Source organism: Massilia sp. Dwa41.01b (assembly GCF_014171775.1).
GTDB lineage: Bacteria > Pseudomonadota > Gammaproteobacteria > Burkholderiales > Burkholderiaceae_D > Telluria.
In genome coordinates this window covers 1,036,037-1,059,075 of the sequence record NZ_CP050454.1, presented here as the reverse complement: position 1 = coordinate 1,059,075, position 23,039 = coordinate 1,036,037, and the positions used below count along the sequence as shown (strand labels likewise).

22 protein-coding genes and 1 pseudogene are annotated in these 23,039 nt (G+C 65.5%); 13 read left to right on the top strand and 10 right to left on the bottom strand.

Annotated features, from left to right (window positions below):
• Positions 1-17 precede the first annotated feature (17 nt).
• The 5 genes from G4G28_RS04850 (at position 18) to G4G28_RS04830 (ending at position 3,228) form a co-directional block, all read left to right on the top strand.
• Positions 18-959: a hydrogen peroxide-inducible genes activator gene (locus tag G4G28_RS04850; protein ID WP_182991061.1), complete on the top strand. Its 942-nt coding sequence runs from the start codon at positions 18-20 to the stop codon at positions 957-959.
• Positions 960-1,281: 322 nt separating this feature from the next.
• Positions 1,282-2,136 carry a 4-hydroxybenzoate octaprenyltransferase gene (ubiA, locus tag G4G28_RS04845; RefSeq protein ID WP_182991060.1) on the top strand — a complete coding sequence of 285 codons (855 nt, stop codon included), beginning with the start codon at positions 1,282-1,284 and terminating at the stop codon, positions 2,134-2,136.
• 70 nt (positions 2,137-2,206) lie between these two features.
• On the top strand, positions 2,207-2,524 hold the full coding sequence (locus G4G28_RS04840; RefSeq protein WP_182991059.1) for a YqjD family protein: 318 nt from the start codon (positions 2,207-2,209) through the stop codon (positions 2,522-2,524).
• 13 nt (positions 2,525-2,537) lie between these two features.
• Entirely contained in the window at positions 2,538-2,915 is a 378-nt protein-coding gene (locus G4G28_RS04835; RefSeq protein ID WP_182991058.1) for a phage holin family protein, read from the top strand.
• Positions 2,908-3,228 (top strand): YqjK family protein, encoded by a 321-nt coding sequence (locus G4G28_RS04830; protein WP_183108098.1) that lies wholly within the window; start codon positions 2,908-2,910, stop codon positions 3,226-3,228. Before G4G28_RS04835 ends, G4G28_RS04830 begins: the two co-directional genes overlap by 8 nt.
• A gap of 297 nt (positions 3,229-3,525) precedes the next feature.
• On the opposite strand, the gene proC is transcribed toward G4G28_RS04830, so the two are convergent.
• A complete protein-coding gene (gene proC / locus G4G28_RS04825) occupies positions 3,526-4,341 on the bottom strand; it encodes a pyrroline-5-carboxylate reductase (protein ID WP_182991056.1) in 816 nt (271 codons plus the stop codon).
• 14 nt (positions 4,342-4,355) lie between these two features.
• Positions 4,356-5,057, bottom strand: a complete 702-nt coding sequence (locus G4G28_RS04820; protein ID WP_183108097.1) for a YggS family pyridoxal phosphate-dependent enzyme — start codon at positions 5,055-5,057, stop codon at positions 4,356-4,358.
• Between the two features lie 91 nt (positions 5,058-5,148).
• Here G4G28_RS04820 and G4G28_RS04815 point away from each other — a divergent pair, with 91 nt between their 5' ends.
• The 6 genes from G4G28_RS04815 to G4G28_RS04790 all read left to right on the top strand — a co-directional run bounded on the left by G4G28_RS04815 (position 5,149) and on the right by G4G28_RS04790 (position 11,535).
• Positions 5,149-6,192 (top strand): type IV pilus twitching motility protein PilT, encoded by a 1,044-nt coding sequence (locus G4G28_RS04815; RefSeq protein ID WP_182991055.1) that lies wholly within the window; start codon positions 5,149-5,151, stop codon positions 6,190-6,192.
• An 87-nt stretch (positions 6,193-6,279) separates the two neighbouring features.
• Complete coding sequence (locus tag G4G28_RS04810) at positions 6,280-7,416, top strand: PilT/PilU family type 4a pilus ATPase (RefSeq protein WP_182991054.1); 1,137 nt, start codon at positions 6,280-6,282, stop codon at positions 7,414-7,416.
• Between the two features lie 90 nt (positions 7,417-7,506).
• Positions 7,507-7,998 (top strand): glutathione peroxidase, encoded by a 492-nt coding sequence (locus G4G28_RS04805; RefSeq protein WP_182991053.1) that lies wholly within the window; start codon positions 7,507-7,509, stop codon positions 7,996-7,998.
• 159 nt (positions 7,999-8,157) lie between these two features.
• On the top strand, positions 8,158-9,078 hold the full coding sequence (locus tag G4G28_RS04800; protein ID WP_210283282.1) for a MerR family transcriptional regulator: 921 nt from the start codon (positions 8,158-8,160) through the stop codon (positions 9,076-9,078).
• Positions 9,079-9,339: 261 nt separating this feature from the next.
• Positions 9,340-9,807 carry a chemotaxis protein CheW gene (locus tag G4G28_RS04795; protein ID WP_182991051.1) on the top strand — a complete coding sequence of 156 codons (468 nt, stop codon included), beginning with the start codon at positions 9,340-9,342 and terminating at the stop codon, positions 9,805-9,807.
• Between the two features lie 33 nt (positions 9,808-9,840).
• On the top strand, positions 9,841-11,535 hold the full coding sequence (locus G4G28_RS04790) for a methyl-accepting chemotaxis protein (RefSeq protein ID WP_229507895.1): 1,695 nt from the start codon (positions 9,841-9,843) through the stop codon (positions 11,533-11,535).
• A gap of 3 nt (positions 11,536-11,538) precedes the next feature.
• Here G4G28_RS04790 and G4G28_RS04785 read toward each other — a convergent pair whose 3' ends face one another.
• From G4G28_RS04785 to G4G28_RS04750, 8 genes and pseudogenes are all read right to left on the bottom strand, one after another.
• Positions 11,539-12,279: a S9 family peptidase gene (locus G4G28_RS04785; RefSeq protein ID WP_229425461.1), complete on the bottom strand. Its 741-nt coding sequence runs from the start codon at positions 12,277-12,279 to the stop codon at positions 11,539-11,541.
• A gap of 46 nt (positions 12,280-12,325) precedes the next feature.
• Positions 12,326-12,877, bottom strand: a complete 552-nt coding sequence (locus G4G28_RS04780) for a hypothetical protein (RefSeq protein ID WP_182991049.1) — start codon at positions 12,875-12,877, stop codon at positions 12,326-12,328.
• Positions 12,878-13,076: 199 nt separating this feature from the next.
• Positions 13,077-13,763 carry a pentapeptide repeat-containing protein gene (locus tag G4G28_RS04775; RefSeq protein WP_182991048.1) on the bottom strand — a complete coding sequence of 229 codons (687 nt, stop codon included), beginning with the start codon at positions 13,761-13,763 and terminating at the stop codon, positions 13,077-13,079.
• Between the two features lie 50 nt (positions 13,764-13,813).
• Positions 13,814-14,128, bottom strand: coding sequence for a hypothetical protein (locus G4G28_RS04770; protein ID WP_182991047.1), 315 nt, complete (start codon positions 14,126-14,128; stop codon positions 13,814-13,816).
• A gap of 146 nt (positions 14,129-14,274) precedes the next feature.
• Complete coding sequence (locus tag G4G28_RS04765; protein ID WP_229425460.1) at positions 14,275-17,082, bottom strand: TonB-dependent receptor domain-containing protein; 2,808 nt, start codon at positions 17,080-17,082, stop codon at positions 14,275-14,277.
• A gap of 233 nt (positions 17,083-17,315) precedes the next feature.
• Positions 17,316-18,545, bottom strand: coding sequence for a glycolate oxidase subunit GlcF (gene glcF, locus G4G28_RS04760; protein ID WP_182991045.1), 1,230 nt, complete (start codon positions 18,543-18,545; stop codon positions 17,316-17,318).
• A gap of 1 nt (position 18,546) precedes the next feature.
• Complete coding sequence (gene glcE / locus G4G28_RS04755; RefSeq protein WP_183108096.1) at positions 18,547-19,593, bottom strand: glycolate oxidase subunit GlcE; 1,047 nt, start codon at positions 19,591-19,593, stop codon at positions 18,547-18,549.
• Between the two features lie 8 nt (positions 19,594-19,601).
• A pseudogene (locus G4G28_RS04750) lies at positions 19,602-21,093 on the bottom strand (FAD-linked oxidase C-terminal domain-containing protein).
• 73 nt (positions 21,094-21,166) lie between these two features.
• Here G4G28_RS04750 and G4G28_RS04745 point away from each other — a divergent pair.
• Together G4G28_RS04745 and G4G28_RS04740 are read left to right on the top strand one after the other, a co-directional pair.
• Positions 21,167-21,721: a cob(I)yrinic acid a,c-diamide adenosyltransferase gene (locus G4G28_RS04745; RefSeq protein ID WP_182991042.1), complete on the top strand. Its 555-nt coding sequence runs from the start codon at positions 21,167-21,169 to the stop codon at positions 21,719-21,721.
• A gap of 11 nt (positions 21,722-21,732) precedes the next feature.
• The gene (locus tag G4G28_RS04740) at positions 21,733-22,809 is read left to right on the top strand and encodes a rhomboid family intramembrane serine protease (protein WP_183108095.1); all 1,077 of its coding nucleotides are present in this window, start codon (positions 21,733-21,735) and stop codon (positions 22,807-22,809) included.
• Positions 22,810-23,039 lie beyond the last annotated feature (230 nt).

Here is a 23,039-nt window from a genome sequence, read left to right as displayed (position 1 = left end):
ATGATCGGCCACATGCCATGACACTGACCGAGCTGAAGTACATCGTTGCCGTCGCGCGCGCCAAACATTTCGGCCATGCCGCCGAATCCTGTTTCGTGGCGCAACCCACCCTGTCAGTTGCCATCAAGAAGCTCGAGGACGAGCTCGGCGTGACGCTGTTCGAGCGCGGCGGGTCGGAGGTGTCGGTGACGCCGGTCGGCGCCCAGATCGTGGCCCAGGCCGAGCGCGTGCTCGAGCAGACGGCCGCCATCAAGGAACTGGCCAAGCAGAACAAGGACCCGCTGGCCGGTCCCCTGCGCCTGGGCGTGATCTACACCATCGGCCCCTATCTGCTGCCGCCTTTGGTAAAGAACCTGATCGACAACGTGCCGCAGATGCCGCTCGTCCTGCAGGAAAACTTCACGGTCAAGTTGCTGGAACTGCTGCGCCAGGGCGAGCTCGACGCGGCCATCATGGCCCTTCCCCTTCCCGACCACGGCATGCTGATGCAGACGCTCTACGACGAGCCCTTCGTGGTGGCCACGCCGCGTACCCACCCCTGGGCGCGACGCCGCGACATCCCGGCCGACGACCTGAAGGCGGAAACCATGTTGCTGCTGGGCAGTGGTCACTGCTTCCGGGACCAGGTCCTGGAGGTTTGCCCGGAAATGGCGCGCTTTTCCTCGCCGGGCAACGGCATGCAGCGCACCTTCGAGGGATCGTCGCTGGAGACGATCCGCCACATGGTCGCCAGCGGCATCGGCCTGACCGTCCTGCCGCGCGCCTCGGTACGCGACATGGACGACCCGAACGGCATGCTTTCCTTCGTGCCATTCGCGGCGCCGGCGCCTTCGCGCCGCGTCGTCATCGTCTGGCGCAAGAGTTTTACCCGGCGCGCAGCGATCGAAGCCGTATGCAATGCGGTGGCGCAGTGCGATTTGCCAGGGGTGGATATGCTGGCCCTGGAAAAGGCGGCCTGACCGGCGTCGCTACCGCCGGGAATTATCCGGATGGTATCGGAGTGCGTAGGGTGGGCACTCCGTGCCCACGCGGTATAGCGCGGTGGCGTGTCGAGACTGTGCGACGTACGCGACCGCTGCGCCTTCGCTTCGCATTCGCGGTCGCGTTTCGACATGCGGCTGTTCCATACGGCGTGGGCACTCCGTGCCCACCCTACGAACCCGCCGCTCTGCATGCCTCCCTATTTCCGCACCGGCATCGCATGTCATCCGGTCGTTTCCCCAAACGCAGTAAAATCGCTGTCTTGTACACAATATTCTTGCGCGACAAGAAAGCGAAACAATGAACAAGCTGGCGCTCTATTTCCGGCTGGTCCGTGCTGACAAGCCGATCGGCATCCTCCTCCTGCTCTGGCCCACCCTGTGGGCGCTGTGGATGGCGTCGAACGGCAAGCCCGATCCGATGATCCTGGTGATCTTCGTGCTCGGCACCGCCCTGATGCGCTCGGCGGGCTGCGCCATCAACGACTACGCCGACCGCGATTTCGACAAGCACGTCAAGCGCACGGTCGACCGGCCGCTCACCAGCGGGCGCATCCGCGGCTGGGAGGCGGTGATGGTCGCCGTCGTGCTCGCCATCGTTTCCTTCCTGCTGATCCTGCCACTTAATACGCTGACCAGGCAGCTGTCGGTGGTGGCGGTGATCGTCGCCGGCAGCTATCCCTACTTCAAGCGCTTCTTCGCCATCCCCCAGGCCTACCTCGGCATCGCCTTCGGCTTCGGCATCCCGATGGCCTTTGCCGCCGTGCAGGGGCAGGTTCCCGCCGTGGCCTGGTGGCTGCTGGTGGCGAACGTGTTCTGGGCCGTGGCCTACGACACGGAATACGCGATGGTCGACCGCGACGACGACCTGAAGATCGGCATCCGCACCTCGGCGATTACCTTTGGGCGTTTCGACGTCGCCGCCGTCATGCTGTGCTACGGCATCGCGCTGGCGATCGACCTCCTGTGCGGCTGGATACTGGGCCTGCGCTGGTGGTTCGTCGCCGGCGTAATCGTGGCAGCCGGCATGGCGCTCTACCACTACACCCTGATCCGCGACCGCGACCGGATGCGCTGCTTCGCCGCCTTCCGCCACAACAATTGGTTGGGTGCGGCACTATTTCTTGGTGTCGCGTTAGACTATGCATTAGGATAATATTGTCCGAATAGCAAAGCGTCGCTGCCCACGAGGCAGCGCTTGAACTCCCACCACAAAGAGGTCCACCATGATGGAAAAAATCCCGACCCAGACCGGCGCCCGCGACCAGCTGCTGGCCGACCTGAAAACCGTGATCCAGGACGCCGAAGCCTGGCTGCGCCACGGCGGCTCGCTGACCGGCGAACAGTTCGACGCGGCCAAGGCCAAGTTCGAAGGTGCCATCGCCAGCGCCAAGGAAGGCCTGGCGAACCTGGAAGTCGTCGAAAAGTCCAAGGCCGCGGCCAAGGCGACGGACGTCTACGTCAAGGAAAATCCGTGGAAAGCGGTCGGCATCGGCGCGGCAGTCGGCGTCGTGCTGGGCATGCTGATCAACCGCCAGCGTTGATGCATTGCAGTTCATGCTGATGCGCGAGACGGTCGGCCGGATCGGCACGACGCTGGTCGCCATGGCGCGCACGCGCCTCGAGCTGGCGGCCGTCGAGGTGCAGGAAGAAGCGGGGCGGATGCTGGGCTACCTGGCCTGGACGCTGCTGGCCGCCTTCCTCGGCGCCGGCGCCCTGCTGCTCATGGCGCTGTTCGTCATCGTCCTGTTCTGGGACACGCACCGTTTGCTGGCAACTGGCGGCATGGCGGGTCTGTTCGCCCTCGCCGCCCTCCTCATCCTGCTCAAGGTACGTGCCGGCTTCGCCGCGCGTGGACCGATGCTGGCCGCCACCCGCGCGGAACTGGGCAAGGACCTTGCCTTCATCAAGGGAACGGGAGCGGCCCATGAATAGCGAGACGACACCGCTGGCCGTGCGCCGCGCCCACCTGGTGGCGCAATGCGCCGCGCAGCGTGGCGACATCGCCGATGCCTTGAATGTGCTCAAGCTGCCGGCCGAGCGTGCCGCGCATGCGGGCGGTTTCCTGTTCGAGCACCGCAAGTCGGTGCTGACCGGTGCCGGCGTGGCGCTGGGTCTGCTGATCGCGCGGCCGAAGCGCGCGTTGGCCCTGGCGGCGGCGGGGGTGTCGGCGTGGAAGATGGTGCAGGGAGCGCTGCCGACCGTGCAGCGGGTGCTGCCGATGATCCGGGCGCGGATCGGCACGTAGGGTGGACGGCTATTTTGATGCACCTGATCCCCGGACCGCGTGAGCCGTCCACGCGTTCAAGCACCATTTGAAACCCGCGTCGCGTCTATGCCGGCGTGATTTGAACGCGTGAGCGGCGCTTACGCTGCGTATTAGCACCTGGACGGGTGGAGCCGATCACCCTACGAGTCCGCGTGGGCACGGGGCGCCCACCCTACGGGCTGCGGCGGTGACCGTAGGGTGGGCGCCCCGTGCCCACGCTGTAAAGTTCAAGCGCCGTCTGAACCTCGCGCCGCGTCACTACCGGCATGCGTTGCATTACCCGTCGCGTCCCAACTCGTCGCCCAGCTCGCGCCCGCGGGCCGCTGCCGCCTTCATCGCGGCCATGATCGCTTCCTTCACGCCCGACGCCTCCATGCTGATGATGGCTGCGTGCGTGGTGCCGCCTTTCGAGGTCACGCGCTGGCGCAGCACGTCCAAGGGCTCGTCCGACTGCGCCGCCAACTGGGCCGCGCCCATGAAGGTGGCCAGCGCCAGCGCCTTGCCTTGCGCACTGGAGAGGCCCATCTCGGCGGCCGCCGCCTCCATCGCTTCCAGAAAATAGAAGACATAGGCCGGCCCGCTGCCCGACACCGCCGTCACCGGGTCGATCAGCGCTTCGTCGTCCAGCCAGACCGTCTGCCCGACCGCCGCCATGACCTGGTCGGCCGCGGCGCGCTGGGCCGGGCTGACTGCGGCGGTGGCCACCATGCCGGTGATGCCCATGCCGATCAGGGCCGGGGTATTGGGCATCGCGCGCACGATGGTGCCGTAGCCGAGCCAGCGTGCGAGGTCGGCGCTGCGGATGCCGGCCGCGATCGACAAGAGCAAGGGCGCGCCGCCCAGCCGCGGTGCCAGCGTGGCGGCAACCTCGCGCATCTGCTGCGGTTTCACGGCCAGCACGATCACCTCGCAGCCGGCCACCGCGCCGTCGATGACTGCCGCCGTCGTCACCCCGTAACTGGCCGCGAGACGCGCCAGCGCTTCCTGGTTCGGGTCCACGACGTGGATCCGGGCCGCGCCGCCCAACTGCTTGACCAGGCCGGCGATGAGCGCAGTGGCCATGTTGCCGCCGCCGATGAAAGCGATGTTCATGTCGTGTCGATTCCTTAGTGGTATTCGCGCGCACCGAAGATGGCACTGCCGACGCGCACGATGGTCGCGCCTTCGAGGATGGCGGCCCCCATGTCGCCCGACATGCCCATCGACAGGGTGTCGACCATCAGGCCGTCGGCGCGCAGGCTTTCGCCGAGCCGGCGCAGCGTGGCGAAGGCGGCGCGCTGCAGCGCCGGGTCGCTTTGCGGTTCGGGAATGGCCATCAGGCCGCGCAGGCGCAGGTTCGGCAGCGCCGCCACCTGGCGTGCCAGCTCGGGCAGTTCGGCGGCGGTGGCGCCGCTCTTGGTGACTTCACCGCTGATGTTTACCTGCAAGCAGATGTTCAGGGGACCGCGCTCGGGCGGGCGCTGCTCGGACAGGCGCTGGGCGATCTTGATGCGCTCGACCGTGTGCACCCAGTCGAAATGGGTGGCGATCGGTTTTGTCTTGTTGCTCTGGATCGGACCGATGAAATGCCACTCCAGGGACAGGTCAGGTTGCGCGCGCGCCACGGCGGCGATTTTTTCGACGCCTTCCTGCAGATAGTTTTCGCCGAAGGCGCGCTGGCCCGCCGCGATGGCTTCCAGCACTGCTTCCGTGGGGAAAGTCTTCGACACGGCCAGCAGCTGGACGGTCGAACGGGGCCGCCCGGCAGCCTCGGTGGCGGCCGCGATTGTCGCTTCGACAGCTTGCAAGTTGGCAGCGATTGTGGACATAATCGTTTTCTATGGGGCAATATTCGGGACGATGCTGGAGAGCGTCTGCCGAAGAGCGGCCAGGAGCGCCCTTCACTGCACAGGATTATAAATGGACATCTCAGAATTACTCGCCTTCTCGGTGAAGAACAAGGCTTCCGACTTGCACCTCTCGGCCGGCCTGCCGCCGATGATCCGCGTGCATGGCGACGTACGCCGCATCAACCTGCCGCCGCTCGAGCACAAGGACGTGCATGCCATGGTGTACGACATCATGAACGACGGCCAGCGCAAGCAGTACGAGGAAGTCATGGAGGTCGACTTCTCGTTCTCGATTCCGGGCCTGGCGCGTTTCCGCGTCAACGCCTTCAACCAGGAGCGTGGCGCTGCCGCTGTGCTGCGTACCATTCCGTCGAAGATCCTGACGCTGGAAGAACTGAACGCCCCGAAGATCTTCGGCGACCTGGCCCTCAAGCCGCGCGGCCTGGTGCTGGTCACGGGCCCTACCGGCTCGGGCAAGTCGACGACGCTGGCGGCGATGGTCAACCACCTCAACGAAAACGAATACGGCCACATCCTCACCATCGAGGACCCGATCGAATTCGTGCACGAGTCGAAGAAGTGCCTGATCAACCAGCGCGAAGTCGGCCCGCACACGTTGTCGTTCTCGAATTCCCTGCGCTCGGCGCTGCGCGAAGACCCCGACGCCATCCTGGTCGGCGAATTGCGCGACCTCGAGACCATCCGTCTCGCCTTGTCGGCGGCGGAAACCGGCCACCTCGTCTTCGGCACCCTGCACACCTCGTCGGCGGCCAAGACCATCGACCGTATCGTCGACGTCTTCCCGGCCGAGGAAAAAGAGATGGTCCGTGCGATGCTGTCGGAGTCGCTGCAGGCCGTCATTTCGCAGACCCTGCTGAAAACCAAGGACGGCTCGGGCCGCGTGGCCGCGCACGAGATCATGATCGGCACGCCGGCAATCCGCAACCTGATCCGCGAAGCGAAGATCGCGCAGATGTACTCGGCAATCCAGACCGGCAGCAATACGGGCATGCAGACGCTGGACCAGAACCTGACCGACCTGGTACGCCGTAACATCATTTCGAGCTCGGCTGCCCGCGCAGCGGCTAAAATCCCGGAAAACTTCCCGGGTTAAGCGGGTCTCGACAAGCCTCTGGCGGCGTCGCCGCCCGCGGCTTTGTGAACGCGACAATCAACACGTTTCAATACCTAAAGGACCGCGATGGAACGCGACCAGGCCTCAAAATTCATGTTCGACCTGCTGCGCCTGATGGTAAGCAAGGGCGGCTCCGACCTGTTCATCACGGCCGGCTTCCCGCCCGCGATCAAGATCGACGGCAAGATGACGCCGGTGTCGAACCAGCCGCTGACGGCCGCCCACACGTCCGACCTGGCGCGTTCGATCATGAACGACAAGCAGACCGCCGGCTTCGAGCTCACGCGCGAAGCGAACTTCGCGATCAGCCCGGGCGACCTGGGACGCTTCCGCGTGTCCGCCTTTGTCCAGATGAGCAACGTCGGCATGGTGCTGCGTACGATCACCACCCAGATCCCGAAGCTCGAGGACCTGGAATTGCCGCCCGTCCTGAAGGACGTGATCATGACCAAGCGCGGCCTCGTGATCATGGTCGGCGCCACCGGCTCGGGCAAGTCGACGACGCTGGCGGCCATGGTCGGCTACCGCAACGAGAACAGCTACGGCCACATCATCACCATCGAGGATCCGGTCGAATTCGTCCACCCGCACAGGAACTGCGTGATCACCCAGCGCGAAGTGGGCGTGGACACCGACTCGTTCGAGGCGGCGCTGAAGAACTCCCTGCGCCAGGCGCCGGACGTGATCCAGATCGGCGAGATCCGCGACCGCGAAACGATGGAACACGCGATCGCCTTTGCCGAAACCGGCCACCTGTGCCTGGCCACGCTGCACGCCAACAGCGCCAACCAGGCGCTCGACCGCATCATCAACTTCTTCCCCGAAGAGCGCCGCCAGCAGCTCCTGATGGACCTGTCGCTGAACATGCGCGGCCTGATTTCGCAGCGCCTCATCCCGCGCAAGGAGGACAAGGGCCGCGTGGTGGCGATGGAGATCATGCTCAACACGCCCTTGATTTCGGATTTGATCTTCAAGGGCGACGTCCACGAGCTCAAGGAAATCATGAAGAAGTCGCGCGAGCTGGGCATGCAGACCTTCGACCAGGCCCTGTTCGACCTGCACGAGGCCGACAAGATCAGCTATGAAGACGCGCTGCGCAATGCCGACTCGGTGAACGACCTGCGCCTCACCATCAAGCTCAACAGCAAGCACATGAAGAACCGCGATTTCTCGGCCGGAACCGAGCACCTCGGTTTGGTGTAGGCGCACGCGCCTCTCTGGAGATACCGGGACTTCCGGTATCGTCCGCGCATCGTTTTCGGATGATAGCGGGACTCTTGGTATCATCCAGGAATGAACCCATCCAACGTCTTCGATTTCGAGGCCACGCTGCTCGACGGTAGCGCGGCCGACCTGTCGCGCTACCGCGGCAAGCTGCTCCTCATCGTCAACACCGCCAGCGCCTGCGGCTTCACGCCGCAGTACAAGGGTCTCGAGCAGGTCTACCAGCAGTTCCGCGCACGCGGGGTGGAGGTGCTGGGCTTCCCCTGCAACCAGTTCGGCCAGCAGGAGCCCGGCGACGCGGCGCAGATCGGGGCGTTCTGCGAAAAGAACTACGGCGTCAGCTTCCCGCTGTTCGCCAAGGTCGACGTCAACGGCGACGGGGCCCATCCCCTGTTCCAGTACTTGAAGCGCGAAGCGCCGGGCCTGCTCGGCACCCAGGCCATCAAGTGGAACTTCACCAAATTCCTCGTCGGCCGCGATGGCCGCGTCCTCAAGCGCTACGCGCCGACGACGAAACCGGAACAGATCGCAGCCGATATCGAGCGGGAACTCGGCGCCTGATTCCGCCCCGGGCAAGCCACGCGGCTGGACAGCTTGTCCGCGCGGCGCACGCTCGTGCGCTGCGCCTGCTCCCTTTCCATTAGTCTGGGGACCTTGTCCGATAGTCAAAGCGTGCCCAGCGTGACCTCCAGAAGCGATTCGCCATCCGTTACAGAGTTATTGACCATTACCGAGGTAGAACGCCAGACTGGAATACGGCCGGCAACACTGCGGATGTGGGAAAGGCGTTACGGCTTTCCACAACCGCTGCGTGACCGCAACGGCGACCGGGTCTACCCGCCTGGCCAGGTCGAGCGTCTCCTCGCCGCGCGGCGCCTGATGGCCCAAGGCGTCCGCCCTGGCAAGATATTCGCGGGTGGAGAAACGGTCCTTGCCCCCTCCCTGGCAAGCCTTGCGAATGCCGGCGCCTCAGATGCGCAGTACCAGCAGATCATGGACCTGCTACGCGAATACCGCGTCGCCGAACTGCACGGCCATCTCCAGTACCGTCTGCTCGATCTCGGCTTGCGCCGTTTTATCCTGGAGTTCCTCGCGCCCCTGACGACGGCCGTGGGCGCGGCCTGGGCAAGCGGCGCGCTGCCGGTACGTTGCGAACACTTGTACACGCAGATCGCCAAATCGATATTGCATGCCAAGCAGGCGGCCGTGCGGACAGCCGGGGACCGCGGGCCGAAAGCCTTGCTGGCCACGCTGACGGGCGAACAGCACGTGCTGGGGAACATGATGGTGGAGGCGGTCCTGGCGACGTTCGAGGTGGAGTGCATCCAGCTCGGCAGCGACCTCCCATCGGGCGAAGTGGCGGCTGCAGCGACCGAAGCTGCAGCCGACATCGTGGCCCTGTCATTCAGCGCTTCTTTCCCAAGAAGGAACGTTGCGCGCTCCATCGCGGCGCTGCGCGCAGCCCTGCCCGCGCGGTGCATGCTATGGGCCGGCGGCGCCGGTGCGCCTGCCGGCCTTCCGCGTTTGCCGGGTGTGTACGTCTTCCAGTCTCTCGACGCCATCGAACCTGCCCTGCATTTCTGGCGCGTCGAGCACGGTGCCGGTGCCGTCACTGCCCAGCACCGGACGGCGAAAGCTTGACAGGCCCGCACTTTTTCGTTGCGCCAAAGAAACGCTCAGCAATTTTGTCGCGTTTAGCCTGTCCGTCGCTTGTATTGGACAACAAAGTGTTTCGACACGGCAATAAGGACCGGCTCCCTGCTTGTATTGTACAAACGCCTTGTTGATGACGTTTCGCTAGCGATTTCGGGCTTTTGTTTCCTATTGGAATCAATCACATGCACTGATATCGTGCATGCGTGCGAACAGGCGCTGCCTGCTCCAATTTTGAAACCATCGGCCATGACAATCAAACAAGCTACGATCGAAGCCCTTGCCTTCCGGCTCGGCCAGGAAGAATACGGCGTCGACATCCTGAAAGTGCAGGAAATCCGGGAATGCGGTACGGCGACCCGCATCGCCGGCACCCCGCCCCATATCAAGGGCGTGATCAACCTGCGCGGCATCATGGTTCCGATCGTTGACCTGCGCCTGCGCTTCGGACTCCCCATGCCCGAGCAGGCCGCTGGCGGCGTCGTCATCGTCCTGAACATTGCCGGCAGCGTGATCGGCATGGTGGTCGACAGCGTCTCGGACGTCATCAGCCTCGGTGCTGACGAGATCCGCCCGGCACCGCGTATGGGCACCGGACTCGATACCGACTTCCTGCGCGGGATCGGTACCGTCGAGGGACGCATGCTGATCCTGCTCGATATCGAACGTCTGCTGTCCTCCGAAGAACTCGGCCTGGTCGAACGCCTGGCCGCCTGATCCCTCTATTTAACCTGTCCCTGGAACAATCCCATGTTTAACCATATGAAGGTGGGTACCCGCCTCATCGCCGGCTTCCTGATCCTGTCGGTGCTCAGTGCGGTCGTCGCTGCAATCGGCATTTTTAATATGTCGCGCATCAATGACAGCGCGAGCAAGCTCTATGAACAGGAGCTGCTAGGCGTTTCGTATGTCAAGGAAGCCAACATCAACCTGATCTATGTGGGCCGCGGCGTGCGCAGCCTTTTGCTGGCCTCGACCGAGCAAGAGCGCCAGAGCGCGGCGGCCGGCCTCGACAAGGCCCGCGCCCAACTGAAGGCGAACCTCGACAAGGCTGGCCCGCTGTTCTACACGGACAAGGGCAAGCAGATGCTCGCCGAGGTTGGCGCCGGTGTGCGTGAATACGAAGCCATGATCGCGGAAACGACAAAGCGCGCAGCGGGCGAGGCATTGCAGGAAAAGCGCGCCTCGGTCGACTATCTGTTCACTACCGTCGTGCCTGTTGCCAACGCGGTCGACAACCGCATGACCGACCTGGCGAACCTGAAAGCGCAGAATGCCGCCGCCGCCGCTGTGGACATCGCCGCCCTCTACCGTTCAAGCCGAACGATGATGCTGACGCTGGTGCTCGGCAGCGCCGCAGCCGGCATCGCCCTGGGCATGCTCATCACCCGCGGCCTGACGCGCCAGCTCGGCGGAGAACCCGCCTATGCCGGCGCCATCGCCAGCGCGATCGCCGGGGGCGACCTCACCGTTTCCGTCGAGCTGCGCCAGGGCGACAGCAACAGCATGCTGTTCGCCATGAAGGCCATGCGCGACAGCCTGGCGGGCATCGTCGGCCAGGTACGCAGCGGCACGGACACGATCGCATCGGCATCGAGCCAGATCGCCGCCGGTAACCTGGACCTGTCCTCGCGCACCGAGGAGCAGGCCAGCTCGCTCGAAGAAACGGCATCGTCGATGGAAGAACTGACCTCGACGGTCAAGCAGAACGCCGACAACGCACGCCAGGCCAACCAGCTGGCTTCGTCGGCCTCGGCAGTGGCCGAGCGCGGAGGCGCGGTGGTATCGCAGGTGGTCGATACCATGGCCTCGATCAACGCGTCGTCGAGGAAGATCGTCGATATCATTGGCGTGATCGACAGTATCGCGTTCCAGACCAATATCCTTGCCCTGAATGCGGCAGTGGAGGCGGCACGTGCCGGTGAACAGGGCCGCGGCTTCGCCGTCGTCGCTTCCGAAGTGCGCACGCTTGCACAGCGTTCGGCGGCGGCGGCCAAGGAAATCAAGCTCCTGATCGACGATTCGGTGTCGAAGGTCGATATCGGGGCAAAGCTGGTCGACCATGCGGGCGCCACGATGGATGAGGTGGTGGCGAGCGTGCGCAGCGTCACGGACATCATGGGCGAGATCACCGCGGCCAGCCAGGAGCAGACGGCCGGCATCGAGCAAATCAATATGGCCGTTATCCAGATGGACCAGGTCACGCAACAGAACGCGTCGCTCGTCGAGGAAGCGGCAGCGGCCGCCGAAGCGATGCAGGACCAGGCGGCCCGGCTGGCCCGGTCGTGGCCGTGTTCAAGGTCGCCGCCGCGGAACAGACGCGCGCAGCGCTGCCGGTGCCGGCAGCAAAGGCAGCGCCCGCGCCACGCCTTGCCCGGCGTCCGGTGGCATCGATCCGCCAGACGGCGAGCATCGAGGCCGGCTGGGAAGCGTTCTAGGACGTAGCTGTCAACGCTTGTCGAACCAGGCCATGAAGGCGTCGTATTCCTTCTGCGCCTCCGGCAGCGGCCTGCCTTCCGGCGCCAGGTTGTGGGCCGCAGCCGGCACGCGCCGGAAACTCACGTCCCTGCCCTGCGCACCCAGCTGCGCGTACATCACCTCCGTCGACAGGACAGGCACGCGGGTGTCCTGCATGCCGCTGGCGATGTAGACACGCGCCTTTGCGTGCGCCAGGTCGTCGGCCGGCGCATGGGCGAAGAAGCTGCTCCAGCGCAGGTAGGTGTGGCCCCAGGCGAACTTGCTGGTGCTGGCCGGATCGGCCTGGATGGCATTCACGATGGCATCGAGCTCCTGCAGGCGCAGCAGCTTGACCTCGTCGCTGTCGGCCGAGCGGTAGATCTTGACGGCCTGGTCGTACAGCTGCGTCGGTCCGTTTGCGCCGAGCAGCACGACATCGGTCACCTCTGGAAGCGCCCGTGCCAGCCCCGCCGCCATGACCCCGCCTTCCGAGATGCCGACTACCAGTACGCGCGTACGGTCCACCTCAGGCCGCGCCAGGGCGTGACGCAGCGCCGTCTTCAAGGTGGCAAGCCAAAGGTCGTACGAAAAGTGTTCGTTGAAGGCGCCGGCGCAGCCCAGCGCGCTGCCAGGCTCCCCCTGCTGCGGTGCGTCCGACTGGTAGGGCTTGTCGACCGCCATCACTGCGTAGCGTCCTTGTTGCGCCAGCGGCAGCCAGGAATAGATGGTCAAAAAAAAGCCCGCGATGACGCGGGCTTGGGGTCTGCTACGACAAGGCTTACTTGGTTGCGGACGGGCTGACGGTCGGGGTGACGGTCGGCGGCACGGCTGGGGTGGCAGGGGTATCGGTGCTGGTCGCGCCGGTAGCGGCAGCGCCCGCGGTGGCGCCCGTTGCGCCGGTGCTGCCGGTGGCGCCAGTTGCTTCCGTGCTCGTGGTCACGGTGGTGTTGCCGACATCGGTGTTGGCGCTGGCAGGCGGGGTGGCGCTGCTGCCGGTCATGCCGCTGGCACCGCTGGTGCCGGTCGCCGACTCGGTGGCGGTATGCGACTTGGATTTCTTGCTGTGTTTCGTGTCATGCCTGGCCGTTGCCTTGGACTTTTTGTCGTCCGACTTCACTGCAGCCGCAGCGCCGGCGTCCTTGCTCTGGTCGTTCGCGGCAACTTTGGCTTCGCCATTCACGGTAGCCTTCACGTCCTTGTTGTCCACCACGACAGCGGTCTTCGAGTCCATTGCCTTGGTATCGGCTTTCGCAACCGGCTTGGCCGGGGATTGGGCGTATGCAGCGGTGGCGAACAGGCCGGCGATCAGGGTGGCGGTCAGTTTCTTCATGTGCAGCTCCTCGGTGTAGTTACTCAGCGTAATTGCTGGATGTGTTCTCGTGTGTAGTGCACGAAATGCATGTCACTGCACCAAGAACGGGGCCCGGACAGACGCTGTTGACCGTTTTAACAATTCCTTACAATCGTGGCATTTGCTTACAGACGCTGCAATGCCCGTTGCTGGCCGTCAAGCGCCCTTCTGCAGCCGCTCAGCCAACGTTCAATCCCAGCGCCCGCACCAGCTCCGCCGCCTGGCGCGGCGAGATGGTGGCGCCGGCAAACTGTTTCGCGTTCACGAGTTTCAGGCCGCCGAGGTCCGCTTCGCGCAGGTCGGCGCCGTCGAAGCGGGTGTCCTTGATGTGGGCCTCGCGCAGGCTGCCGCCTTCGAACACGGCCTCGCGAAAGTCGCAGCCCGACAGGTCGGCGTCGGCGAAGTCCAGCCCGACGAGCGTCAGCTTGCGAAAGGACATGCGGCGCAGGTCGGCGCCCACCAGCAGGCAATCGTCGAAGGACAGGCCGAGGTAACTCACCTCTTCAAAAGAGGCACCGGTCAGCTTGCAGCTGCGAAAGCTGCACGCGGCCAGCCTGGCGCGGCGCCAGTTCGTATTGTTCAGGTCCGAGGCGGCAAAGCGCGCGTCGACCAGGTCGCTGGCCTCGAAATCGGCCTGGCCCGCACGGCAGCGCTGCCACACGGTACGTGCCAGACGGGCGGCAAAGAACACCGTCTCTTGCAGGACGCAGTTGCGAAAGCTGCTGTCCTGCAGGTCCAGGCGCGAGAAATCGGCGCCGCTCAAATCGCAATTGTCGAATACGAGGACGGCGCCTTCGCGCAGCAGCGCTTCGATGCGCGCGCGGGTCGGCGACTCGCCTTCGATGGTGATGGTGGGACGTGGCATGGGTATCGCTTCTGGTCGAACGCCGCAGCGTCACTTGGGGATGCCGCGCCTCAGCGCGTTTCGATGCGCGCCGTGCCGTGGATGACGCAGGCACGGTTGACGTCCTCGAGGAAGCGGATCGCTTCGCCCTGGGACAGCGAGGAAGGGATCAGGCGCGCCAGCGCGGCTTCCTCGCTGATGCGATCCAGGCCATAGGCGATGCTGCGCGAGACGTCGCGTGCGGGTTTGCCGTCGCTGTTGTAGAGCGAATCATAGACGCCGACTTCTTCCCACAACGGAACAAAACCGGGGCTGGTGGAATCCTCGAAGACGACGACGGGCGCGTCGCCGCCCTCTTCGCGCACGAGGCGAAATACGAAACTCATTGCTGGCTCTTGTGGATCAGGAATGGGACGGATGCTATCACGGCCATGCCGGCGCTGCTGCCGGCGCGCCGAACCATGCGCTGCCTGCGGCCACGTAAAAAGACCAGGCCGCAGCCTGGTCCCCGATGCGCCGTACCTGCCGACCGTCAGAAGGTGTAGCTGGCTGCCAGCGCGAAGGTGCGGAACTGGGGAGACGTCGCGCTCCAGCCGCCGCGCCAGGCGATCGGACGCTTCTCGTTGAACAGGTTGTTCACGTAGAAGCTCAGCCTGACGTGCGGGATCCCCGAGTACGCCAGGCTGTAATCCACGGTCGTGTTGTGGCCGACGCGCTCGCAATCCTCCATGTACTGGGCAGCGACTTTCTGCGTCACGCAATAAGTCGGCTGGTCCAGGCTGTTGTTGCTGTAGCCGCTGCTGTAGTTCCAGGTGAGGCCGTGGTCGAACTCGCCCTGCTTCACGTAGGCACGGGCGATCAGCGCCAGGCGCGACCCGAAATCATAGGTGCCTGCCTGGTCCGGATCGTAGGCATTGGCCGCGACGCTGTACTGCTGGAACTTCAGCACATAGGTACCGTCCAGTTTCAGGCGTACGTCGGTGCCGCCGAGCTTGAAGCGGCCCGTCGCATCGAAGTCGAGCCCCGATACCCGGGTCCGGCCACTGTTGACGTAGGGGTTGTAGAGCATGCCCAGCTGGCCGACACCGCCATAGTTGAGGGTATTGTTCGGCGCATACTTGCGCACCAGGGCCAGGAACTCGTTGTCGGTGGCGGAGTTGTCGACACGGATCAGCTGGCCGGCCGGGAGGTCCGCCTCGCTCTTCAGGATGTCGGTAATCGCGCGGGTGCCGATCTCGTTGCGGCGCTCGAGGAAGTAGTAGTCGATCGCCGTCGACCAGTTCTTCACCGGCTGGAACACGAGACCGCCCGTGAACGAACGCGAGGTTTCCGGCTTCAGGTCCGGGTTGGACGAGACGAAGCTGGGCAGGTTGGCGAGGCATTCCGCGCTGCGGAAGCTGTTGGCCTGGGCCTTGTCGGCGGTGGTGGCGCCAGCCGCGCCCTGCACCAGCGCGTTGAGCTGGTTGGCGATCGGGCAGCGGCGCGGGTCGACGACGCTGCCGGCGACCGAGCTGCGGCCCAGGCCGTTGCCGGACTCAACGATATTCGGGGCACGGAAGCCGCCCGATGCCGTCGCGCGCAGCAGCAGGCTGTCGGTCACCGTGTATTTCAGGCCCAGCTTCGGCGACAGGTGCGCCTCGAAGCCATCGGTCTTGTCGGCACGCAGGGCCGCCTGCAGCTCGATGCGGCGACTCAAGGGAGCGGCGGTTTCGGCGAACAGCGCGTACTGGCTGACGCGGTCGTCGACCTGCAGGCCGAACACGCCCACCAGCTCGCCACGCAGCACATTTTCCGAGCTCTTCATCCAGTAGCCGTTGCTGCGCACGTCGGTGCCGAGCGCGAATTTCAGCGGGCCGGCGGGTAGCTGCAGCAGCGTGCCCTCGACGGTGGCATCGAAGAACTTGACGTCGGACTCGCCCTCGGTGGTACGCACCGGGAACATCGCCTCGAGCAGTGCCGGGTCGTTCTGCTGCCCGAACTTGTAGGTGCGGTTGAGGATCGCATCCGTGTAACCCCTGGCGCTGACGGCGCGGGTGGACTTGGTTGCGTTCGAGGTCGTCCAGCCCACGGCCGAGCGCCAGTCATAGGTGCCGATCGTGCCCTGCAGCGACAGCATCACGCGCGACTGGTCCGCTTCGGTGCGGTTGAAGTTGAAGCCGTTGCCGGTGTCCATCATGCGCGCACGGTACTCGGTCGGCACGTTGTAGGGGTTCATCGGATGGCCGACCGGCAGTTTCGGGTACGAGAACGGGCCGACCATCTTGCCGCCATACACGTCGTACCAGATGCTCGTCGCGCTGGTGGCAGTCTGGTTGCTGACGCTGAACGGCGCCACGATGTAATCGGTCTCCGTACCGGCCGTGGTGATCTCGAAGGTGGCATCGGCGACACTGCCGATCCGGAAGTGGGTCATGCTGGCGATGGCATGGCGCTTGTTATCGGTCGTGATGCCCGTGTACGGCAGCACATCCCATTTGCACAGCTTGTCGGTCGGGTCGATGTTTTCCGGCGGGCAGCCTGGGGCTCCGACGATGTTGGTGGAGCTGCGGAAGTAGTTGCCGGTTGGCGAGAACGAACTCTTCGCGTCCCAGGTCGAGCGGCCTGGTGTCTGGCGGTGCCATTCCGGGTAAAACGGGCGAATTTCGCCTTGCGAGTAGCCGTCGCGCTTGTAGGCTTCGGCGGTGAGGTAGGTATTGAAACCCTGCTCGGCGAGGTCGCCGTAGCCGACGATGGCCGACACGTTGCGGCTGCGTAGGTCGTGAAAGTGCTGGGCTTCCTGGTACTGGGTGCGCACGCGAGCGCCCTGGAAGTCCCTGCGCAGGATGATGTTGACCACGCCGGCAATGGCGTCGGAACCGTAGATGGCCGACGCGCCGTCCTTCAGGATCTCGATGCGCTCGATGGCATCGCTGGCGATGGCGTCGAGGTTGGTGAAGTTCTCCTGGGCGCCGTCGGCCAGGCCATATGGCGCGATGCGGCGGCCATTGACCAGGACCAGGGTCGAGACCTTGGTCAGCCCGCGCATGCTCACGCCCGAGGCGCCGGTGGCGAAGCTGCCCGAGCTCGCGGTGGCCGAGTTCAGGTCGGTGTCGATGGCGGCGGTCGAGGTCAGGATGCCGAGCGCGGTCATCTGGCCGGTTTTTTCGATGTCCTCGCGCGTGAGCACCTGGACCGAACCGGCTGCTTCCGCTTCGGTGCGTTTGATGCTGCTGCCGGTGACCTCGACGCGCGCCATCTTCGGTTCTGGCGCGGGCGCCACTTGTGCGACCGCATAAGCCGGGAAAGCCAGGCTCAGCGCTATCGCGAGGGTGTTCTTGTTCAGGTTGTTGTTGTGCTTCACGACATCTCCGAGGTATGGATTTTTTATTGTGGTTTTGCTTCTCCCATGCGATGCCGGGCTGGAACGTATGCACGGCATGCATATGAATGACTCTTGCATAACATTGCACGGACGCAAAGTTACCAAGATGAATAGTTTGACAAGACGCCCACTTTGATAGTAGGCGCCGGATTGTTCATGGCTTCAGGAAGATCGGAGGCGGGCGGCCTCCGGGGCAGGACGCAGGCAGGCCCTCAGGCGAGCGCCCGGTCGAGCAGTTCGATCCAGTGTGTCACCGGGGTCTGCGTGCCCGCCTGCAGGTGGCTGATGCAGCCGATGTTGGCCGAGACGATTGCCTGCGCGCCGGTGGCGTCCAGGTTGGCCAGCTTGCGCATCCGCAATTCGTCGGCGATCTCCGGATGCAGCACCGAATAGGTGCCGGCCGAACCGCAGCACAGGTGGCTGTCGGCGCACAGCACGACGTCCACGCCCGCCGCGCGCAGCAGGCCCTCGACCTTGCCGCGGATTTGCTGGCCGTGCTGCAGCGTGCAAGGCGGGTGGAAGGCGACGCGTTTGCGCAGCTTGCCGCGCAGGCGCTCGGCCAACTGTTCCTCGAACTCCGGCAGGATCTCCGACAGGTCGCGCGTGAGCAAGGCAATGCGCGCCGCCTTGGCCGCATAGTCGGGATCATGCGCCAGCAGGTGGCCGTATTCCTTTACCGTCACGCCGCAGCCGGACGCGGTCATGACGATCGCTTCGACCTGCCCGTCCTGCTCGACGTACGGCCACCAGGCGTCGATATTGCGGCGCATGTCGGCCAGCCCGCCGTCCTGGTCGTTCATGTGGTAGCGCACCGCGCCGCAGCAGCCGGCCTTCGGTGCGCGCAGCAGCTGCACGCCGAAAGCGTCGAGCACGCGCGCGGTGGCCGCGTTGATGTTCGGCGCCATCGCCGGCTGCACGCAGCCGTCCAGCACCAGCATCCTGCGCGGGTGCGCGCGCGTCGGCCACCGGCCCGGGTCGCGCGCCGGCTGCAGCTTGTCCTGCAAGCCTTTCGACAGCAGGGGCCGGAGCGCGCTGCCAGCCCTGAACCCCGTCTTGAACAACGCGCTGCGCGGCAGGAGTTCCTTGAGGGTGGTGCGCTTGATGCGGTCGGCGGCCGTGCGCGGCACCTTCTGCTCGACGATCCGGCGGCCGATGTCGACCAGGCGCCCGTACTTCACGCCCGACGGGCAGGTCGATTCGCAGTTGCGGCAGGTGAGGCAGCGGTCCAGGTGGAGCTGGGTCTTGCGGGTCGGCTCCACGCCTTCCAGCACCCCCTTGATCAGGTAGATGCGTCCGCGCGGGCCATCGAGCTCGTCGCCCAGCAGCTGGTAAGTGGGGCAGGTGGCGGTGCAGAAGCCGCAGTGCACGCAGGCGCGCAGGATCGCTTCGGCTTCCTCGCCCTCGCGCGTGCCCTTGATGAAGTCGGCCAGGTTGGTTTGCATGTCAGGGCATTCGTCCGGGATTGAAAATGTGGGCGGGGTCGAAGGCATCCTTCAGCCGCGCGTGGATGCGCGCCACCGCGGGCGCCAGCGGCTGGAACACGCCGACCGACTTGTCGCCACCACGGAACAGGGTGGCGTGGCCGCCGGCGGCAACGGCGGCGCGGCGGATGACATCGAAGGCGGCGCTGTCCGCGCGCAGCCAGCGCTGCGCCCCGCCCCACTCGATCAGTTGCGGCCCGCCCAGCACGATGGCGCTCGTCGTGGACGGGACCGACAGGCGCCACAGCGGCGCGTCGCCCTTGAAAAAGGCGTGCTGCTGCTCGCGCAGCGCCGTCCAGAAGGCGTCGGCGTCATTCAATACCGTGCCGCCGAGCGAAACGACGGCTGCGTCCACCGCGCGCGCGCCGGACAGGCGCAGCGCCAGCACGCCTTCGCACCAGCAGCTGGCGGAAATCGGCAGGGGCTGGCCGCCCCACTCGTTCAGGCAGCGCAGAGCCTCGATCTCGCTCATCTGGAATTGCAGCGTGGTCTCCGCAAAGGCGCGCGGCAGCACCTTGACCGACACCTCCAGCAACAGGCCGAGGGTGCCGAGCGAACCGACCAGCAGGCGCGAGACGTCATAACCCGCCACGTTCTTCATCACCTGCCCGCCGAACTTCAGGACTTCGCCCTTCCCGTCCATCAATTGCGCACCCAGTACGAAGTCGCGCACGGCGCCTATATTCGCGCGGCGCGGGCCCGACAAGCCGGCCGCCACCGCGCCGCCGAAGGTGGCATGTTCGCCGAAATGCGGCGGCTCGAAGGCCAGCATCTGGTTCCGTTCGGCGAGGGTCGCCTCGATCTCGGCCAGCGGCGTGCCGCAGCGCGCCGTGATGACGAGTTCCGTCGGCTCGTAGTCGACGATGCCGGTGTGGACGCGGGTGTCGAGGATGGCGCCTTGCAGCAGCCCGCCATACCAGTCCTTGCTGCCGCCACCGCGGATGCGCAGGGGGCGCTTGCCTGCCGCGGCCGCGCGTACCTGGTCCCTGAATTGTTCGATTGCTGCCATGGTCGACTTCAAAAGCGTGGAAGGTCCGGGAACGGCACGTTCCCCTTGTGCACGTGCAGCTTGCCGAATTCGGCGCAGCGGTGCGGCGTCGGGATCGCCTTGTCCGGGTTGAGCAGCATCGGCTCATCAAAAGCGCGCTTCACGGCGAAGAACATGTCCAGCTCAAGCCGTCCGAACTGCACGCACATCGAATTGATCTTCTCCATGCCCACGCCATGCTCGCCCGTGATGGTGCCGCCCACTTCCACGCACAGCGCCAGGATGGCCGCGCCAAAGGCTTCGGCACGGGCGAATTCGCCCGGCTGGTTGGCATCGAACAGGATCAGCGGATGCAGGTTGCCGTCGCCCGCGTGAAACACGTTCGCGCAGCGCAGGCCGTAGGTCTGCTCCATTGCCTCGATGCCGGACAGGACCTGCGCCAGCTTCTTGCGCGGGATCGTGCCGTCCATGCAGTAGTAGTCCGGCGAGATGCGCCCCGCCGCCGGGAAGGCGTTCTTCCTCCCCGACCAGAAGCGCATGCGCTCCGCTTCCGTCTGCGACACCGCGATCGCACTGGCGCCGGCCGCCTGCAGCACGGCCGTCATGCGTTCGATTTCCTCCACCACCTCCAGGGGCGTGCCGTCCGCCTCGCACAGCAGGATCGCCGCCGCGTCGAGATCGTAGCCGGCGCGGACGAACGGTTCGACCATGCGCGACGAGGTACGGTCCATCATCTCGAGGCCCGCGGGGATGATGCCGGCCGCAATCACGCTCGCCACCGCGTCGCCGCCGGTGACCACGTCATTGAAAGACGCCATGATGACCTGGGCCGCCGCCGGTTTCGGCACCAGCTTGACGGTCGCTTCCAGCACGATGCCGAGCATGCCTTCCGAGCCGATGAAGACCGCCAGCAGATCGAGCCCCGGCGCGTCCAGCGCCTCGCTGCCCAGTTCGATGATTTCCCCGTCGATGGTGGCCACGCGCACGCGCAGCACGTTGTGCACGGTGAGGCCGTATTTGAGGCAGTGCACGCCGCCCGAGTTCTCGGCGACGTTGCCGCCGATGGTGCAGGCGATCTGCGAGGACGGGTCGGGCGCGTAGTACAGGCCGTACTGCGCGGCCGCGTCGGAAATGGCGAGGTTGCGCACGCCCGGCTGCACGACCGCCGTGCGCGCCAGCGGGTCGACGCGCACAATCCGGTTCAGGCGCGCCGTGGACAACACCACGCCGTCGGCAATGGGCAGCGCCGCCGGACAGGCCGGTGCCGGCGCCGCGCGGGACGATCGGCACGCCAAGTTCGCGGCAGACGGCCAGGATTGCCAGCACCTCGTCTTCGCTGCGCGGCAGCGTGACGACCATCGGCAACTGGCGATAGGCGGCAAGGCTGTCGCATTCGTAGGGACGCGTGTCTTCGGGGGCATGCAGGACGACGCCATCGGGCAGCCTTGCGCCCAGCGCCGCGGCGACCTGGCGGCGGCGCTCGGGGGACACGGTGGGGGACGCTTGGAGAGGGGCGGACATCCTGCGATTCTAAGCACAATCACATCGATTTGTCGTATCCTCGGGCTATCTTTTTCAGGGTCTGGACATAATCATGGGTAATCGACTTTCCAAAATCGCCACACGCACCGGAGACGACGGCAGCACGGGCCTGGGCGACGGCAGCCGCACCGGCAAGGACAGCGCGCGCATCCATGCACTGGGCGAAGTCGACGAACTGAACTCCTTCGTCGGCCTGCTGCTGTGCGAGGACATGCCGCCTGACCTGCGCGAAGAACTCGTCACCATCCAGCACGACCTGTTCGACCTCGGCGGCGAGCTGTGCATCCCCGGCTACCAGATGATCAAGGACGAGCACGTGGCGCGCCTGGACGGCCTGCTGGAAAAATACAATGCCGACCTGCCGATCCTGAAGGAATTCATCCTGCCGGCCGGCTCGCGCGCGGCTTCTACCGCCCACGTATGCCGCACCGTCTGCCGCCGCGCCGAACGTGCCATCGTCGCCCTGTCGAAAGAAGACACGATCAATCCGCAGCCGCGTCAATACGTGAACCGCCTGTCCGATTTGATGTTCGTGCTCGCGCGCGTGCTGAACCGCTTTGCCGGCGGCAGCGACGTGCTCTGGAACCACCAGCGCCAGCGCGGCTGAGGGACGTGCCGGTGGGAGTGAGTGCACGCTTCGACGTCCGTTTCTACATGGCCGGTTCGCGCTGGCCGACCAATCCCTTCCGCTTCCGCGGTCCGGGCACGCTCGAGGTGCAGGACGACTTCGTGATCGTGCGCGGCAGCCGCCAGCGCTCCTTCCGCCTGCCCCAGCGCTGCGAAGAACGGCTGCGCATGGCCGACATCGTCAACGCCTATGACAATGGCCAGGACGTCTGGTTCGACGTGCTGGGCGTGGACGAAGACGTGACGGTGGGCTTTTCCGTCGCCGATGCGGCAACGGCGCAGCGCATCGTCGCCCTGCTGCCGGCGCGCCAGACCGAACGTTTCAGGCAGGAACACGAGGAAAACGCCGTTTTCCACGACCGCATCGACTACTGGACGCCGTCGACGCCCGTGATCTGGGGCCTGCTGGCGGCGAACGTCGGCCTGTTCGCCCTGATGTGGCTGGCACGGCGCCATTACGAGGCCGCGCTGGTGGGCCCGATGCGGCGGATGTTCGCGCTGTATCCGGCCGCGGCCGACGCATCGCTGCAGGCTTCCCTGCTGCGCGACTGGGGCGCGAACATCGGCCGCCTGACGCTGGGCCAGGGCGAGTACTGGCGCCTGGTGAGCTCGATGTTCCTGCACGGGAGCATCTGGCACCCGGGCTTCAACATGCTGGCGCTGTGGCAGGTCGGCACGCTCGCCGAGCGCATCTTCGGCAGCACGCGCTTTGCCGGCCTGTACCTGCTGGCCGGCGTCAGCGGCAGCCTGTCGAGCGTGTTGTGGAGCGTGCTGCGGCATGCGCCGGTCAGCAGCGTGGGCGCGTCCGGCGCCATCTTCGGCATCATCGGCGGCCTGCTCGCCTTCCTCTCGCGCCCGCACAGCGGCGTGCCGCCGACGGTCGTTACCGAACTGCGCGGCTCATTGCTGCCCTTCCTGCTGTTCAGCCTGTGGATGGGGTTTGTGTATCCGCACACGGACAATGCCGCGCATATCGGTGGGCTGATCGGGGGCTGGCTGGCGGGGCATTTGCTGGCACGATCGATTCATGTGCCGGAGGGACGTGGCGTAGTGAAACCTGGTGGATGAGCGGCTTCGCTGGCGGACAAGAAATGAAGAAATACGCGAAACCGCGAAACCGAAACCGGGGGTCAGGTCTGACATTCGGACACGATCTCAGCCGCACGCCCTTCACTGCCGACTTAAAGGCAGAGCTCGTGTCCATTCGAAACCGGGGTCAGGTCTGACATTCGGACACGATCTCAGCCGCACGCCCTTCACTGCCGACTTAAAGGCAGAGCTCGTGTCCATTTGTCAGA